This window comes from Devosia sp. MDV22-iso42 (genome assembly GCF_058629155.1).
This window is the reverse complement of the sequence record NZ_JBZVWR010000009.1, coordinates 296,274-311,581: the sequence shown is the minus strand read 5'-3', so window position 1 is coordinate 311,581 and position 15,308 is coordinate 296,274. Positions and strand designations below refer to the sequence as shown.

Genomic DNA, 15,308 nt, shown 5'->3' with positions numbered 1-15,308 from the left:
GGCCACCTTGCTGCCGCATTCGCGCCGCTATCACCTATGCATGCAGCGCCTGGTCGTCCTCATCGCTTTGGTCTTTGCCGTCGCATCCCTTGCCGGGATGACGACAGCGCATGCGCATCGCTATGTCAGCACGCCCATCGTCGTGCTCAATCACGTCGACAGCGACAATGTCGCCATTCCGGTAATGGTGCAGATCCAGCGCGGCGAGATCGATCTGGGATCGGGTATCTTCCTGCCCTGCGGCCCACACAATGCCATAACCACCACCATGGCACCCGTCCTGCCTGGAGCGCCCGAAGGCGATGCGCCACTGGCAGCGCAGCATGACCGGCTGACACCCTGGCTGGGCGAGCGTCTGCTGCGACCACCGCGAGCCGCCTGAGCACGCCGCCTTCCCATTGTGCTCAGCGCCCCGTCTGTCGGGGCAAGGATTATTGATATGTCTATTGCTTTAAACGCGACATTGTCGCGTCGCGCCGTCATGGCTGGCCTGGCCAGCATGGGCGCTCTTGCTGTTGCCGGCTGCACCACGACAGGGTCGCGCCGTACCGAGACCGTGCCGGCACCGGTCGTGGTCCCGATCGAGGTGCTGGCCATGTATGGTCCGCGGCTCGACGAGGAATTTCCCGTCCCCGCCGCCCCAATTGCCCAGCTCGATCCGATGTTCTGGCGCCAGGAAGTGGCCAATGTCACCAGCGAGCCAGCAGGCACGGTGGTGGTCGATACCCCGAACCGCTTTTTGTACTGGACCATGCCCGATGGTCGGGCGATGCGTTATGGGGTCGGCATCGGCCGGGATGGCTTTGCCTGGGGCGGAAGGGCCCATATCGCCTATGGCCGCAAATGGCCGGTCTGGACACCACCGAGCGAAATGGTCGATCGCCAGCCCGAGCTCGAAATCTACCGGACCGGCCAGCCGCCCGGGCTCGACAATGCGCTGGGGGCGCGGGCGCTCTATATCCACCAGGGCAATGTCGACACGATCTATCGCATCCACGGCAATATGGATGTCAGCACGATCGGCAAGGCCGTCTCGAGTGGCTGCGTGCGACTGCTGTTCCAGGACGTCATCGACCTCTATGACCGGGTCCCATTCGGCAGCCCGATCGTCGTGCTGCAGTAAGACAAAGGGCCGCCCCATGGGGCGGCCCTTTTTTATGTCTCATGCGGTCAGGCTAGTTCTCCTGCCCGCCAAAGATCAGATCCATCAACGTGCGCTGGCTATTGGGGTTCTCGATGGGCACGGGCTCGCCAAAGGCGGCCGGTGGCTGGATCTGCTGCGGCTGGGCAGGCGCGCTGGGCACCCAGACCTGCTGACCCGTCGCCGGATCGATGACCAGCACCATCGGCAGGCCGGTGCTGGGATCAAGCGGCGCCGGGCCCACGCCATTGCTCTGGGGCTGCAGCGGCAGGCCGGTCACCGAATCATAGACCTGATCGGTGATCACCTGGCCCACCGGCATGCCGGTGGCCGGATCGATCTGCTGGCCATTGGCGTCGACCAGCATGCCACCGGCGGCCGGGGCGGTTGCGGCAGGCGCCATCTGCTGACCGGACTGGATCGGCTGGGCACCGCCGGCGATGGGCAGGCCGGTGGCGGGATCGATCTGCACAACCTGGCCGGTGGCCGGATCGGTCATGGTCTGCACCGGCAGGCCAGTGGCGGCGTCGACATACTGCACCTGCGGCTGGCCGGTGGCGGGATCGATCGCCACCTGGCCGGTGGCCGGGTCGATGACCTGCTGGGCGGCCAGCTGGCCCTGGTAACTGCCACCCGGAATGGGAGCGATCTGCTTGCCCGCATGCGCCTTGGTCATGAATTCGGACCAGATGGTGGCCGGGACATTGCCGCCCGACAGCGTGGTCTTGGTGGCATTGTCATTGCCCAGCCAGACGCCGGTCACCATGGCCGAGGTGAAGCCGATGAACAGGGCGTCCTTGGCATCCTGGGTGGTGCCGGTCTTGCCGCCGAAATCCCAGCCGCCGACATTGGCGCGCTTGCCGGTGCCCACCTCGACGGCGGTGCGCAGCATGTCGTCCATCTGCGCCAGCACTTCGGGAGAGATGACGCGACCGGGGCCGGCATCGGAGGCCTCGTAGAGCATGTCGCCATCGGTGGACTGGATGGTGGTGATGACATTGGGAATGACGCCATTGCCGCCATTGCCGAACGGGGCATAGGCCGCGGTCAGCTCCAGGAGATTGACCTCCTGGGTGCCCAAGGCGATCGAGGGCACCGCCTCGAGCGGGGAGGAAATACCCATGCGGGTAGCCACGTCGACCACGGCCGCCGGGGTGACGTCGATGGCGAGGCGCGCGGCAATGGTATTGATCGAATAGGCCAGGCCCTGACGCAGGGTCACGGTGCCGGCATATTTGCCGGTGGCATTGCGCGGGCTCCAGCCATTGTAGTCAAACTGGGCATCCTCGGCGAGCGTGTCGGGCGTATAGCCCTTTTCCATGGCCGCCAGGTAGACGAAGGGCTTGAAGGTCGAGCCGGGCTGGCGCTTGGCCGTGACTGCCCGGTTATACTGGCTGGCCTGGTAATCGACGCCGCCCACCATGGCGCGGACCTTGCCATCGACATCCATGGCGACCAGGGCGCCCTGGGTGAAGCCACGATTGGCGCCTTCGGCAGCCACCTGCTCGCGGACGATGAACTCGGCGTCCTTCTGCATCTTGTAGTCGATGGTGGTCTGGACGATCACGTCGCTTTCGATGTCGCCGATATAGGCGGTCATCAGGCTTTCGACCCAGTCGGCCACATAGGATTCCGAGCCGGCGACGCGGGTGCGCACGCTCTGATTGGGATCGATCTGGGCGGCGGCGGCCTCTTCGGCGGTGATATAGCCCTCTTCGGCCATGGCATTGAGCGACAGGCGCTGGCGCTGGATGGCGCGTTCGGGGCTGGATTTGGGGTTATAGGCCGAGGGCGCGGGCAGGATGCCGGCCAGCATGGCCGCCTGGCCGAGCGACAGGTTGCGCGCCGAGACGCCAAAATAGGTCTGCGCCGCCGCCTCGATACCGGTTGCCCCGGCGCCGAAATAGACGCGGTTCATATAAAGTTCGAGGATTTCTTCCTTGGTATAGTTCTGCTCCAGCCAGACCGCGAGAATGGCTTCCTGCACCTTGCGGCCCAGGTTCTGGTCGGGGGTAAGGAAGAGGTTCTTGGCGACTTGCTGGGTGATGGTGGAGGCGCCGCGGGTCATGCCGCGCGCCTTGATCATTTCGAGCGCCACCGAGGCCATGCCGATTGGATCGACGCCGAAATGGCTCATGAAGCGGCGGTCTTCGCTGGCGATGAAGGCGGCCGGCACATAATAGGGCAGCTCGCGATAGGTCACCGCCTCGCCGCCGGTCTGGCCGCGATTGGACAGCAGTGTGCCATCGGCGGCCAGGATGCGGATATTGGGCGGACGGTCTGGAATGGCCCAGGTGTTGGAAGACGGCAGCTGGGCGCCATAATAGACGATGATGCCGATAATGCCGATGCCGACCCAGAGCGAGGCGACAAAGCCCCACCACAGCAGGCCCATGAGGAAACCGCCGCTGCGCGACTTGCGCGGCTTCTTGGCCCGCGCCGTGCTCGCCTTGCCGCGCCGCGGTGGCTTGCCGCCACCCTTGGGACCATTGCCCGAACCGCCAGCTGGGCGCTCGTCAAGGCTGAAGCCCCCCACGGCCGGGCCCTTGGCGGAGGAGCCCATGACGGGCTCGACCCGACCACCCTTGGCGGCAGCAGGCGAACGGGGCTGGCTCGGCTTTTTGGGCTGGGCGCCAACGCGGTCATCGGCGGAAATGCGAAAATCCATCAAGCGAACCTAAAGAAGTGCCGTTGGCCGCTTCTATCCGGTTCCGCGCCAATGGGAAACCAGGGGTGAGCAGTTCCCGCCGAGCAATCATGATCGACTCGCGGCCCGGCATCCGTAAAGGGGCTGACCACGCGATCACGGCCAAGCTTGTTTCGGAAAAATGTGGCTGGTTTATGGGGCATTTTGCGTGACCGCGCGGCTGTTGCGCGGCGGCCACAGGCAGGATTGAGGCAGGCCTGGTTCAGGCGTAGCGGGCGAGCCCCAGGTCATGGGTATCGATCTCGGGCGCGATGCCGCTGATCTGGTCGGCCAGCACCCGGGCCGAGCCGCAGGCCATGGTCCAGCCCAGCGTGCCATGGCCGGTATTGAGATGGAAATTGGCGTAGCGCGTCGGGCCCACGACCGGCGTACCATCGGGCGTCATCGGCCGCAGCCCGGTCCAGAAACTGGCCTGGCTGACGTCCCCAGCATCGCCATAAAGGTCGGTGACCACATGTTCGAGCGTCTTGCGGCGGCGCTCATGCAGGGTCGTGTCGAAGCCGGCGATTTCGGCCATTCCACCGACGCGGATGCGGTCGCCCAGCCGGGTCACCGCCACCTTGTAGCTTTCGTCGAGCACGGTGGAGACAGGCGCCCGATCGGGGTGAATGACCGGCACGGTGATGGAATAGCCCTTGACCGGATAGACCGGCAGGTCCAGCCCGAGTGGCTTGACCAGAGCGGGGGTGAAGCTGCCCAGGGCGCCGACGAAGATGTCAGCCTGGAGTTCGCCGATATTGGTGTGGACGGCGCGGACCTTGTCGCCTTCGGTGACGAGGCCTTCGATGGTGACGCCAAAGCGGAAGTCGACGCCCAGCGCGCGGGCCATGTCGGCCAGCCGCGTGGTGAAGAGGAAGCAGTCGCCGGTTTCGTCATGCGGCAGGCGCAGGCCACCGGCAATGCGGTCGCGGGCGCCGGCCAGGCCCGGCTCGGCGGCGATGCAGCCGGCAGCATCGAGCACTTCGAAGGCCACGCCATCGGCGGCCAGCACTTCGGTATCCTTGTGGGCGCCCTCGACCTGCTTTTCGGTGCGGAACAGTTGCAGCGTACCCAGGCTGGCATGATCATAGGTGATGCCGGTATCGGCGCGCAGGGCGACGAGCTGGTCGCGGCTATATTCGGCCAGCCGCATCATGCGCGACTTGTTGAGCTGGTAGCGCGCCAGGGTGCAGTTGCGCAGGATGGCAAGGCACCACTTGATGGTCGCGGCGTCGAGCCGCGGCTGCACGATCAGCGGGGCATGTTCCATGAACAGCCATTTGAGCGCCTTGCGCGGAATGCCGGGGCCGGCCCAGGGCGAGGAATAGCCGGGGGAGATCTCGCCGGCATTGGCAAAGCTGGTTTCCAGCGCCACCCCGTCCTGACGCTCGAGCACCGTGACCTGATGACCGGCCCTGGCCAGGTAATAGGCCGTGGTCACCCCGATCACGCCGCCGCCCAGAACGATCACCCGCATGCTTGCCACCCACAGCACCGCCGGACCGGCTGGCCCGTCATCAAGCCTTAATTCTGGCGCAGAAGCGATGAAATGTCCTTCGCTTTGTTGGATGAATATTGCAACAATGCGACTAAGGCGCACGATCGTGCGGCCATTGTGCAGGAAGTTGTCCAGATGGACCGGATCGACCAAGCCATTATTGCCCAGCTGCGCCGGGATGGCAGGATCAGCAATGCCAGCCTCGCCACGGCGGTGGGCCTGTCGCCCTCGGCCTGCCTGCGGCGGATGCGCGAGCTCGAAAGCAGTGGCGTGATCCGCGGCTATACCGCCATTGTCGACGAGCCCAGCTCGGGCGAGACCATCGTGGCCATCGTGCAGATCACGCTGGAACGGCAGACCGATGACGTGCTGCGCCGCTTCGAGCAGGCGCTGCGCGGCTGCGCGGAGGTGCGCGAATGCTATCTGATGGCGGGCCTGACCGATTATCTGGTGCGGGTCGAGGCCTCGAGCGTGGCCGACTACGAGCGGCTGCATACCGAGGTGCTGTCGCGCCTGCCCAGCGTCACCCGCATCCAGTCCAGCTTTGCCATCCGCAATGTGCTGCGGCCGACACGCAATTGAGCATGTTCTTGCGCATCGCGGTCGCCACGACGCTCTGCTGCCTCATGCCCGGCGCAAGGGCGGACGACCAGGCGCTGCTCGACCGCGCCCTGGCGACGGCGCTGGCGCTGGCCGAGCGGGCATTGCCGGCTCTGGACAGCAGCGCCTTCGGCGTCGATGTCGACGACTATCTTGCGGCTTTGCGGCTGCAGCCGTTTGCCAGCGTGGTCTGGGGTGGCGACATCCAGGTCGAGTTGCAGATCCGCAGCGAACCAAGCGGCTCGTGCAGCCGCTATGCCGCCTTTGTGCGCATGCCGCCGGAACAGGGCCGCTTGCCGCTGGTGCTATGCCCGCAATTCTTCACGCCGGACGCCGACGACTTGCGGGTGCTGACCGTGCTGCATGAAATGGTGCATGTCGTGGCCGGGCGCGACGAGTGCCAGGCCATGGCCTTTGCCGCTACTATCGAAGAACTGGCGACCGGTGCGGCGACGCCTGTCGATGCCTATTGGGCCGCCAGCAATTGCGCGCAGTCACCCTATTCCCTGCCCTGACATCACCCTGTCATCTGCTTGTTCGATAGATATCGAAATAGCGCGATGAGGCCTGCCATGCTCGAGGACATTGCCCGCCAGCTTGAAGCCCTGGGCAATCCCACAAGGCTGGCGGCCTATCGCCTGCTGGTGCGGGCCGGGCCCCATGGGCTGCCCGTTGGCGGGCTGCAGGCCGGGCTGGGCATTCCGGCCTCGACCCTGTCGCATCACCTGCACCGGCTGGTGGCCGTGGAGCTGGTCAGCCAGGACCGGCAGGGCACCCAGCTGATCTGTCGCGCCAATTTTGCGGCAATGAACGGCCTGGTGGATTTCCTCTCCAGCCAGTGCTGTGCCGATGTCCGGGCCCAGACGGCCGCCTGAGTTTTCCCTTGATCCCTATTTCCATCTTTCCGGCAGCACCGAAATGACCACTTCTCCGCCGCGGGCACCGGCCTGGCTGATCTGGGGCCTGGGCCTCACCCAGGTGATCGGCTATGGCACGCTTTACTACAGCTTCGGCCCGCTGGCGCCGCATCTGGCGGCCAGCTTTGGCTGGCCGGAGGCGGCGCTCTATGGCGCGCTGGCTGGCTCGCTGCTGCTGAGCGGGGCCGTGGCCCCCTGGGCGGGAAGGCTGGCCGACCGGCATGGCGCCGGGCCGATGATGGGACTGGGCTCGCTGGCCGCAGCGCTGTCGCTGGTGCTGTGCGCCCTGGCGCCCAACGGTCCGTCCTTCACGGCGGCCCTGCTGGCGATCGAGCTGGCAGCCGCCTTCGTGCTCTATCCGTTGGCCTTTGCCGCGCTGGCGCAGATCGCCGGCGCCGGGGCGCAGCGGCAGATCGTGCATCTGACGCTGATTGCCGGCTTTGCCTCGACGCTGTTCTGGCCACTCACCACCTTCCTTGTGGCGCAGCTGGGCTGGCGCGGCACCTATCTGGTGTTTGCCGGGCTCAATCTTGTCGCCTGCGTGCCGCTGCATTTCGCGCTGGCCGGCCATATGCGGCAGAGCCGGGCTGCGGGGCGGGTTCCTGCCGTCGCTTTGGGTATGGCCCGGCCGGACCAGGCCCGCATGCTGGGCTGGCTGATGCTGGCCGGCTTCGCGCTGACCGGCGTGCTGGCCTCATCGGTGCTGATGCATATGGTGGGCATTCTGGCCGGGTTGGGCATCGGCTCGGCCGGGGTCGCGGTGGCGGCTCTGTTTGGCCCCGCCCAGGTGCTCAGCCGGGTGGTCAATATGGGCTGGGGCAGCGGCTTGCCGCAACCCTGGCTGGCGGTGATTGCCGCCGGGCTGATGCCGCTGGGCGTGCTGGTGCTGGTGCTCACCGCGCCCTCGCCCTGGGGCGCCATGGCCTTTGCCGTGCTGTTCGGGCTGGGCTCGGGCCTGTTCAGCATTGTCGGCGGGACGCTGCCGCTAACCCTGTTCGGCACCACGGGCTATGGCGCGCGGCTGGGCCTGGTCAATGCCGGGCGGCAGCTGGCCTCGGCGCTGGCGCCGTTCATTTTTTCGCTGCTGGCGACGCTGCTGGGCACGGCGCCCGCCCTGCTGCTGGCAGCAGGAGCAGGCGTCATGGCCGTGCTCACCTTTGCCGGCATCGGCTGGCTGACGCGAGCACCTAGCGCCAGCCCAGTGCCGGCGCCACAAGCGTCAGGATCGACTCAATGACATGGGCATTATAGTCGACGCCGAGCTGGTTGGGCACGGTGAGCAGCAGGGTATCGGCCTCGGCAATGGCCTCATCTTGGGCCAGCAGTTTGATAAGGGCGTCCGGCTCGGCGGTATAGCCGCGACCGAAGACGGCGCGCTTTTCCGGTTCAATATAGCCGAACTGGTCCTGCTCGGGACGGCCGCTGCCGAAATAGGCGCGGTCCATGTCATTGACCAGGGCAAAGATCGAGCGGCTCACCGAGACGCGCGGCTCATGGGCATGGCCGGCCTCCTTCCAGGCGGCACGATAGACACGAATCTGCTCGGCCTGCTGGATGTGGAATGGCTTGCCCGATTCGTCGAATTTGAGCGTGGAGCTCTGCAGGTTCATACCCAGCTTGGCGGCCCAGATGGCGGTGTCATTGGTGGCCGAGCCCCACCAGATGCGCTCGCGCAGGCCCGGCGCATAGGGCTCCAGCCGCAGCTTGCCCGGCGGATTGGGGAACATCGGGCTCGGATTGGGCTCGGCAAAGCCATGGCCCTTGAGCACTTCGAGCAGCACTTCGGTCTGGCCGCGGGCCATGTCGGCATCGGTCTGCCCTTCGGCCGGGGCATAGCCGAAATAGCGGTAGCCCTCGATCACCTGTTCGGGCGAGCCGCGGCTGATGCCCAGCTGCAGCCGGCCGCCCGAAATCAGATCGGCGGCGCCGGCATCCTCGGCCATGTAGAGCGGATTTTCGTAGCGCATATCGATGACGGCGGTGCCGATCTCGATCTTTTTGGTCCTGGCGCCGATGGCCGCCAGCAGGGGAAAGGGCGAGGCCAGCTGGCGGGCAAAGTGATGCACGCGGAAATAGGCGCCGTCGGCCCCCAGCTCCTCGGCTGCCACGGCCAGATCGATGGACTGCAGCAGCGCGTCACCGGCGGAGCGGGTGCCCGACTGGGGCGAGGGCGACCAGTGGCCGAAGGAGAGGAAACCGATGTTTTTCATGGTTATGCCTGGGTGGGGTGACGCCATGGGTGGCGCAGCGTGCCTTAACTAGGTACGGCCTGGCACCGGGTAAAGACCGTTTGTTCGAACTATCCGGTCTGTGGGGGTGAACGATCGCCGCCGGTTACTCGGCGGCGTGATAATATTCGGTGGACGGGCGGATAACCGCCACCATCGCATCTGCCGAAGCCGATCGGAAGTCAGGATCCTGGCGCAGCATCTCCAGGGTCCGCGGGTGAGGCCTCTCACCGGGCCAGTCCTCGAAGGCAAAGGCCAGCACCGACGCCGCTTCCGCGATGGCATCGTCAAGCGTGGTAGCGACCGCAATCACCCCGGGCACATCGGGAAATGACACGCCATAGCCGGACTCGGGCTCCTTGTGGATCAGGGCAATGTAGTGGAGGTCACGCATCGGGCTCGCTGTCCCAGCCTGCCTGCCGATAGATCGAACGATAGGCTGCCGTCACCTGTCAGTCCACACCCTCCCGTTGCGGGAGGGCACAATGGCCGGCTGCCATTCGACCACAGGTCTCATGGCCTGCTCGCCTAAAATCGCTCCACCGGAGCGATTTTGCCTGCGGCCGCTGTGCAGCCAACCATAACCTGAATCACGTAGGCCCCGAAAACCTGGGTATCTGACTGAGATGTCGGGGCATAACCTGGACGGAACCGGAGCATAACTTGCGAATGAGGTACCGAACTCGGGCCATAAAATGAGTCACCTGAAATTGTCGTGCGAATTCAACGACGAATGGCCTACGGGCAGTTCTTATGATTGGATGCGAGGCATTCCCTAGACAGACGTTGAGCCTCGGCAAGCTGCTCAGCAGTCATCATGGATGCAACGGTCTTTCGAACGCCCACCGCTTCGGGGTATCCCGCAGCTGCTGCTACATTCAGCCATGCGTAAGACAGGACGTAGTCTTCCAGAACACCTTCGCCCTTTGCATGCATAACTCCCAAGTTGTACTGAGCCTCCGAAATTCCCTGCGCGGCAGCAAGACGAAACCACTTCGCTGCCTCAACCTGATCTTTTTCAACTCCGTATCCATTGTCGAAAGCCACGCCTAGATTTAGCTGGGCGTTTGCATTGTGCTGCTCAGCCGCGAGACGATACCACTTCACCGCCTCCACATAATCTTGCGGTACCGCCTTCCCGTCCCCATACATGGTGCCGAGATTGTTCTGGGCGTCCCGATCCCCCAGTTCAGCCATAGGTCTCAGTATCGCAAGTGCGGCCTCATAGTCACCATCATGCAATGATGCGACCGCTTGGTTGTATTCACCGTCTTTAGCGGTTGAAGCTCCTACGACAACATCTGGCAATTGAACCTCCTGGTAACCTTCCCATTTCGGTCGTCCGGATCATTCGGAATCGCAAGCGCCGGTTTCCCCGGGTTTGCATGGCGGCCTGAAAACGAGGACAATCCGGTGTCGATTCCTCCATTCGTCCCGGGACCCCATGACAAGTGTCTTCTTCTCCTACTCGCACCGTGACGAAGACTTGCGTGACAAGCTGGAAGCCCACCTGGCGATCCTGAAGCGGGACGGGACGATCGACACCTGGCATGATCGCAGGATCGGCGCCGGTGATGACCTGGCCGGCTCTATCGATGCCGCTATCAACAAGGCGGACGTCATCCTGATCCTGGTTTCCTCCGACTTCTTGAACTCGGACTATTGCTACGACACCGAGCTGGGGATCGCGCTCGAGCGGCATGCAGCCGGCGACGCCAAGGTGATCCCGGTGATCCTGAGGAACTGCGACTGGAAGAAGTCTCGGTTCGGCCACCTGCTTGCCACCCCCAAGGACGGCCTGCCGGTCGTGAAGTGGCCGGATCTCGATGACGCTTTCGTGGATGTCGTGTCCCAGATCCGGGCGGCGTTGCCGAAGCAGTCCGACGCCGGCGGCAGGGTGGCCGCGCCCCGCACTGTCGGCCTGGGTTTTGCTGATACCGTGGGCCCCAGGTCCAGCAACCTGCGGGTGACCAAGTCCTTCACGGATGCGGACCGCGACCGCTACCTCAACGAGGGGTTCGAGTTCATGGCCAAGTTCTTCGAGAACTCGATCGCTGAACTGGGCAAGCGAAACCCAGGTATCGAAGGCACGTTTCGCCGGATCGACGCCAACTCATTCACCGGCGTCATCTATCTGGGTGGCAAGGCCGTGTCGCGGTGCAAGATCCGGATGGGCGGGATGTTCGGCAGGGGTATCGACTACTCCTACAGTGACTCGGCCTCCGACACCTCGTCCAACGGCAGCCTTACAGTGGATGCCGATAGCGAGGGGATGTTTCTGAAATCCCTGTTCGGATCTGGGTACGGAAGGGATCAGGACAAGCAGCTTACCTTCGAGGGCGCCTCGGAGCACTACTGGGAGATGTTCATCCAGCCCCTGCAGCAGCGAAGGTGATCCTACCCCCCCAGATTACCCGATGCCCGGTCTATAGCCTCATAGGCCATGTTTGCATGAAGAGGAGCTTCGATGTCGTCGACAATGCCCATACCTCGCACCCGAACCTCGTCGCACCCGCTTGGGAAAAACAGTTTCAAGGCTTTTTGCCCATCCAGGTTGGAGAAGGTCATTTGGAAAATATAGGGTCCTGAAACCCCTGCCTCGACCAAGACCGCTCTCAAGTCATCCAGATGCTGCTCAAGCTGCCCCCTCATTCGGCTAAGTGTAGGAGGTGCGTCCGTACCGTTGTACGGATCAACTCCTACTTGGAATGGGAACACCACCCGGATGCGACCAATGGGCAGTTCCGCGGTCGTGGTGAAGGTGTGCTGGTAACGATATCGCCTGATGTTGGCTTGGTATTCGGTCTCTCTGATGTAGCCGTCACCGATGTATCGGAGCATGATCTCAGCCGACATCTCCACCACAGCTATCGCAATGGCCGCCTCATCGAAGAACGCAACCGTGGGCCGCATAGGCGACCAAGCACTACTCGAGTGGTAGGAGTATTGCCGCTCCTTCTGTGGCACCTCCCGTGCATCAACGCTCTTCCCGTGCCAACGCTGATCGCCCGGAGCAATGGCAACGTTGGCTCCCAGAGCTTCGAGTTCGTTGTAGAGCATGCCGGCGAGCCCGAGCGCACGATCGATCTGTGCCGCGGAGGCGCTCACGTCCGGCAGCAGCTTCTTGTAAGGCTTGAGGTAGCCCCCGTGCTCGACAGGCCTGGATCGAAAGAATTCGGCTCGTGTGCTGCGGACGATCGGGTGGACATCGGTCGCCGGAACGGTAGCCCTCGAGGCAGACCGCCGCCTGCGTGGGGCCGTAGGACGAGATGGACCAGCCGCCGCTGGCAGCGGACCTCCCTTCTCGTTCCAGGCCAGCTGCGTGCCTGGCAGGGCCGCTGGGAGGGGCTCGGTGGCGGGCGCCTTACCTACCGCCAGCTTTGCCCAATATCCTGTCGGTGGTCTCGGTACGTTCAACGCGCTGCAGACGCGTGCGAGATAGGTGGCTGGCACACCAAACTGCTCAGACACCTTCGTCATAGGTGCCGACCACACCAGATCGTGCAGCTGCTCACGTGTAACCATGACGTTTTCGTTTCTGGATCAACTGCAGGGCAAGATGAACGCCTCCCAGCTCTGGGAAACCAAACTCACCCAATGCCCGCACCGCTCAAGGTCGAGGTCACCCAGACCGACGAAGCCGACCAGATCTTCACCGCCCTGATGGGCGACCTATCTGCGGGGGAAGTGATTCAAGTTATGGCCCTAATTCGCAAGTTATGCCTGTGTGCACAGCCGCTCAGACGTCCAGATTGCTCACGCTGAGGGCATTGTCCTGGATGAATTCGCGGCGCGGCTCGACCAGGTCGCCCATCAGGGCGGTGAAGATCTGGTCGGCTTCGTCGGTCTGGGTGACCTCGACCTTGAGCAGGGTGCGGGCATTGGGGTCGAGCGTGGTTTCCCAGAGCTGGGAGGCGTTCATTTCGCCCAATCCCTTGTACCGCTGTAGGGAAACTCCCTTGCGGCCGGCATCGGTGACGGTCTTGAACAGGCTGGCCGGACCGAAGATCTGCGTCGTCTCGTCCTTGCGGGTGAGCGTGGGCACGCCGCCATAGATCTCGTCCAGCCGGGCCGCCAGCTGGCGCAGCTTGCGCGCATCGGCGCTCTGCAGCAGAGCCTTGTCGAGCTGGTGGGTCTCGGTCACGCCGCGCACGGTGCGCGAGAAGGCCAGGCCCTCTTCGTCGGTGATGACGCCGGACCAACCGCGCTCGAGTTCGTCGGAAATGCGGTCCAGCCGGTTGGCAACGCGGTCCATGGTCTTGTCGATGCGGGCGGGGTCGCTGAGGCCCTCGGGGTCGAGCCCCCCGACAATGGCGGCCTGTTCGACCAGGCTGCGATTGTAGCGGGTATTGAGGTTGTCGATGGCTTTGACGATGTCGCGCGACTGCTGCAGGATGCCCATCAGGTCGGCGCCGGCGTGTTCGATGCCATGCTGGGTCTTGAACACGGCGTCTTCGAGGCCATAATCGAGCAGATAGTCCTCAAGCGCCCGTTCGTCCTTGAGATATTGCTCGGAGCGGCCGCGCGTGGCTTTGTAGAGCGGCGGCTGGGCGATATAGATATGGCCGCGCTCAAGCAGCTCGGGCGTCTGGCGATAGAAGAACGTCAGCAGGAGCGTGCGGATATGGGCGCCGTCCACGTCAGCATCGGTCATGATGATGATCTTGTGGTAGCGCAGCTTCTCCACATTGAACTCTTCGCGGCCAATGCCAGTGCCCAGAGCGGTGATCAGTGTGCCGACCTGGTCGGAGCTGATCATCCGGTCAAAGCGGGCACGCTCGACGTTGAGGATCTTGCCGCGCAGCGGCAGCACGGCCTGGTTGGAACGGTCGCGGCCCTGCTTGGCCGAGCCACCGGCGGAATCGCCCTCGACGATGAAGATTTCGGACTTGGCGGGGTCGCGTTCCTGGCAGTCGGCCAGCTTGCCGGGCAGCGAGGAGATTTCGAGCGCGCCCTTGCGGCGGGTCAGCTCGCGCGCCTTGCGGGCGGCCTCGCGGGCGGCGGCGGCCTCGGCCACCTTGCCGACAATGACCTTGGCTTCGGACGGGTGCTCTTCGAACCACTGGCCGAGCTTGTCGTTGACGATGTTTTCCACCACGGGGCGGACTTCGGAGGAGACCAGCTTGTCCTTGGTCTGGGACGAGAATTTGGGATCGGGCACCTTGACCGAGAGCACGCAGGTCAGGCCTTCGCGCGTGTCATCGCCGGTCAGCGACACTTTTTCGCGCTTGGCGATGCCCGAGCTTTCGGCATAGGCGGTGACCTGGCGCGTCAGCGCGCCGCGCAGGCCGGCCAGATGGGTGCCGCCGTCGCGCTGGGGGATGTTGTTGGTAAAGCACAGCACGTTTTCGTGGTAACTGTCGTTCCACTGCAGCGCGACCTCGACGGTGATGCCGTCCTTCTCGCTGATCATGGTGATGGGCTTGTCGATCACCGCCAGCTTGGACTTGTCGAGATATTGCACGAAGGCTTCGAGGCCGCCCTCGTAATAGAGATCGACACTGACCGGCTCGGGATGGCGATTGTCGTTGAGCAGGATATGCACGCCCGAATTGAGGAAGGCGAGCTCGCGCAGGCGATGCTCCAGCGTCTTGAAGTCGAACTCGACCATGGTGAAGGTCTGGTCGGACGGGAAGAAGGTGATGGCGGTGCCGCTGCGGCCTTCATAGGTGCCCGGCGTCTTGTTCTCGACATAGGTGTCGATCTGCACCAGCGGCGCGTCGGAATCGCCATGGGTGAAGCTCATTTCGTGGATCTCGCCGTCGCGGCGGATCTTGAGCTTGAGCCAGGCCGAGAGCGCATTGACCACCGAGACGCCCACGCCATGCAGGCCGCCGGAAACCTTGTAGGAGTTCTGGTCAAACTTGCCGCCAGCATGGAGCTGGGTCATGATGACCTCGGCCGCCGAGATGCCTTCTTCGGTATGAATGCCGGTGGGAATGCCGCGACCATTGTCGATGACGGTGACCGAACCGTCGGCATTGAGCGTGACCGTCACCAGGTCGGCATGGCCGGCCAGCGCCTCGTCGATGGCATTATCGACCACCTCGTAGACCATGTGATGCAGGCCCGAACCGTCATCGGTATCGCCGATATACATGCCGGGTCGCTTGCGCACCGCATCAAGACCGCGCAGCACCTTGATGCTGTCGGCGCCATATTCTTCGGGGACGGGAGTTTCGCTATCGGTCATGGGGTCCGAATCAGTCGTTTCAGAGTGCATTTGTTCTAACGGAAC

Annotated in this window: 14 protein-coding genes; 7 read left to right on the top strand and 7 right to left on the bottom strand. The window is 64.0% G+C overall.

Annotated features, from left to right (window positions below; all coding sequences use genetic code 11):
* Positions 1–40: 40 nt before the first annotated feature.
* Both AC4NN3_RS11510 and AC4NN3_RS11505 read left to right on the top strand, forming a co-directional pair.
* Positions 41–382: a hypothetical protein gene (locus tag AC4NN3_RS11510; RefSeq protein WP_491927229.1), complete on the top strand. Its 342-nt coding sequence runs from the start codon at positions 41–43 to the stop codon at positions 380–382.
* Between the two features lie 57 nt (positions 383–439).
* Entirely contained in the window at positions 440–1,123 is a 684-nt protein-coding gene (locus tag AC4NN3_RS11505) for a L,D-transpeptidase (protein WP_491927228.1), read from the top strand.
* 52 nt (positions 1,124–1,175) lie between these two features.
* Here AC4NN3_RS11505 and AC4NN3_RS11500 read toward each other — a convergent pair whose 3' ends face one another.
* Both AC4NN3_RS11500 and AC4NN3_RS11495 read right to left on the bottom strand, forming a co-directional pair.
* Complete coding sequence (locus AC4NN3_RS11500) at positions 1,176–3,809, bottom strand: transglycosylase domain-containing protein (protein WP_491927227.1); 2,634 nt, start codon at positions 3,807–3,809, stop codon at positions 1,176–1,178.
* 241 nt (positions 3,810–4,050) lie between these two features.
* Positions 4,051–5,427, bottom strand: coding sequence for a D-amino acid dehydrogenase (locus AC4NN3_RS11495; RefSeq protein WP_491927315.1), 1,377 nt, complete (start codon positions 5,425–5,427; stop codon positions 4,051–4,053).
* Positions 5,428–5,460: 33 nt separating this feature from the next.
* On the opposite strand from AC4NN3_RS11495, the gene AC4NN3_RS11490 reads away from it, so the two are divergent.
* The 4 genes from AC4NN3_RS11490 to arsK are packed head-to-tail and all read left to right on the top strand — an operon-like array spanning position 5,461 to position 8,079.
* Positions 5,461–5,907, top strand: a complete 447-nt coding sequence (locus AC4NN3_RS11490) for an Lrp/AsnC family transcriptional regulator (protein WP_491927226.1) — start codon at positions 5,461–5,463, stop codon at positions 5,905–5,907.
* 2 nt (positions 5,908–5,909) lie between these two features.
* Entirely contained in the window at positions 5,910–6,440 is a 531-nt protein-coding gene (locus AC4NN3_RS11485) for a hypothetical protein (RefSeq protein ID WP_491927225.1), read from the top strand.
* A 57-nt stretch (positions 6,441–6,497) separates the two neighbouring features.
* Positions 6,498–6,800 carry an ArsR/SmtB family transcription factor gene (locus AC4NN3_RS11480; protein WP_491927224.1) on the top strand — a complete coding sequence of 101 codons (303 nt, stop codon included), beginning with the start codon at positions 6,498–6,500 and terminating at the stop codon, positions 6,798–6,800.
* A gap of 43 nt (positions 6,801–6,843) precedes the next feature.
* Positions 6,844–8,079 (top strand): arsenite efflux MFS transporter ArsK, encoded by a 1,236-nt coding sequence (gene arsK, locus AC4NN3_RS11475; RefSeq protein ID WP_491927223.1) that lies wholly within the window; start codon positions 6,844–6,846, stop codon positions 8,077–8,079.
* Here arsK and AC4NN3_RS11470 read toward each other — a convergent pair.
* The 3 genes from AC4NN3_RS11470 to AC4NN3_RS11460 all read right to left on the bottom strand — a co-directional run bounded on the left by AC4NN3_RS11470 (position 8,030) and on the right by AC4NN3_RS11460 (position 10,378).
* Complete coding sequence (locus tag AC4NN3_RS11470) at positions 8,030–9,052, bottom strand: LLM class flavin-dependent oxidoreductase (protein WP_491927222.1); 1,023 nt, start codon at positions 9,050–9,052, stop codon at positions 8,030–8,032. The genes arsK and AC4NN3_RS11470 overlap by 50 nt on opposite strands.
* A 124-nt stretch (positions 9,053–9,176) precedes the next feature.
* Complete coding sequence (locus tag AC4NN3_RS11465; RefSeq protein WP_491927221.1) at positions 9,177–9,464, bottom strand: type II toxin-antitoxin system HicB family antitoxin; 288 nt, start codon at positions 9,462–9,464, stop codon at positions 9,177–9,179.
* A gap of 344 nt (positions 9,465–9,808) precedes the next feature.
* A complete protein-coding gene (locus AC4NN3_RS11460) occupies positions 9,809–10,378 on the bottom strand; it encodes a tetratricopeptide repeat protein (protein WP_491927220.1) in 570 nt (189 codons plus the stop codon).
* A gap of 136 nt (positions 10,379–10,514) precedes the next feature.
* On the opposite strand from AC4NN3_RS11460, the gene AC4NN3_RS11455 reads away from it, so the two are divergent.
* Positions 10,515–11,465, top strand: coding sequence for a toll/interleukin-1 receptor domain-containing protein (locus tag AC4NN3_RS11455; protein ID WP_491927219.1), 951 nt, complete (start codon positions 10,515–10,517; stop codon positions 11,463–11,465).
* Between the two features lie 2 nt (positions 11,466–11,467).
* On the opposite strand, the gene AC4NN3_RS11450 is transcribed toward AC4NN3_RS11455, so the two are convergent.
* Together AC4NN3_RS11450 and gyrB are read right to left on the bottom strand one after the other, a co-directional pair.
* Positions 11,468–12,130: a hypothetical protein gene (locus AC4NN3_RS11450; protein WP_491927218.1), complete on the bottom strand. Its 663-nt coding sequence runs from the start codon at positions 12,128–12,130 to the stop codon at positions 11,468–11,470.
* A gap of 679 nt (positions 12,131–12,809) precedes the next feature.
* Positions 12,810–15,263, bottom strand: a complete 2,454-nt coding sequence (gene gyrB, locus AC4NN3_RS11445) for a DNA topoisomerase (ATP-hydrolyzing) subunit B (RefSeq protein WP_491927217.1) — start codon at positions 15,261–15,263, stop codon at positions 12,810–12,812.
* Positions 15,264–15,308: the final 45 nt, after the last annotated feature.

Coding starts and splice junctions, on each gene's coding strand:
- AC4NN3_RS11450 (WP_491927218.1), bottom strand. CDS start 12,130: ATGCTCTACAACGAACTCGAAGCTCTGGGAGCCAACGTTGCCATTGCT.
- AC4NN3_RS11480 (WP_491927224.1), top strand. CDS start 6,498: ATGCTCGAGGACATTGCCCGCCAGCTTGAAGCCCTGGGCAATCCCACA.
- AC4NN3_RS11500 (WP_491927227.1), bottom strand. CDS start 3,809: ATGGATTTTCGCATTTCCGCCGATGACCGCGTTGGCGCCCAGCCCAAA.
- AC4NN3_RS11490 (WP_491927226.1), top strand. CDS start 5,461: ATGGACCGGATCGACCAAGCCATTATTGCCCAGCTGCGCCGGGATGGC.
- AC4NN3_RS11510 (WP_491927229.1), top strand. CDS start 41: ATGCAGCGCCTGGTCGTCCTCATCGCTTTGGTCTTTGCCGTCGCATCC.
- gyrB (WP_491927217.1), bottom strand. CDS start 15,263: ATGACCGATAGCGAAACTCCCGTCCCCGAAGAATATGGCGCCGACAGC.
- AC4NN3_RS11505 (WP_491927228.1), top strand. CDS start 440: ATGTCTATTGCTTTAAACGCGACATTGTCGCGTCGCGCCGTCATGGCT.
- AC4NN3_RS11470 (WP_491927222.1), bottom strand. CDS start 9,052: ATGAAAAACATCGGTTTCCTCTCCTTCGGCCACTGGTCGCCCTCGCCC.
- AC4NN3_RS11485 (WP_491927225.1), top strand. CDS start 5,910: ATGTTCTTGCGCATCGCGGTCGCCACGACGCTCTGCTGCCTCATGCCC.
- AC4NN3_RS11455 (WP_491927219.1), top strand. CDS start 10,515: ATGACAAGTGTCTTCTTCTCCTACTCGCACCGTGACGAAGACTTGCGT.
- arsK (WP_491927223.1), top strand. CDS start 6,844: ATGACCACTTCTCCGCCGCGGGCACCGGCCTGGCTGATCTGGGGCCTG.
- AC4NN3_RS11465 (WP_491927221.1), bottom strand. CDS start 9,464: ATGCGTGACCTCCACTACATTGCCCTGATCCACAAGGAGCCCGAGTCC.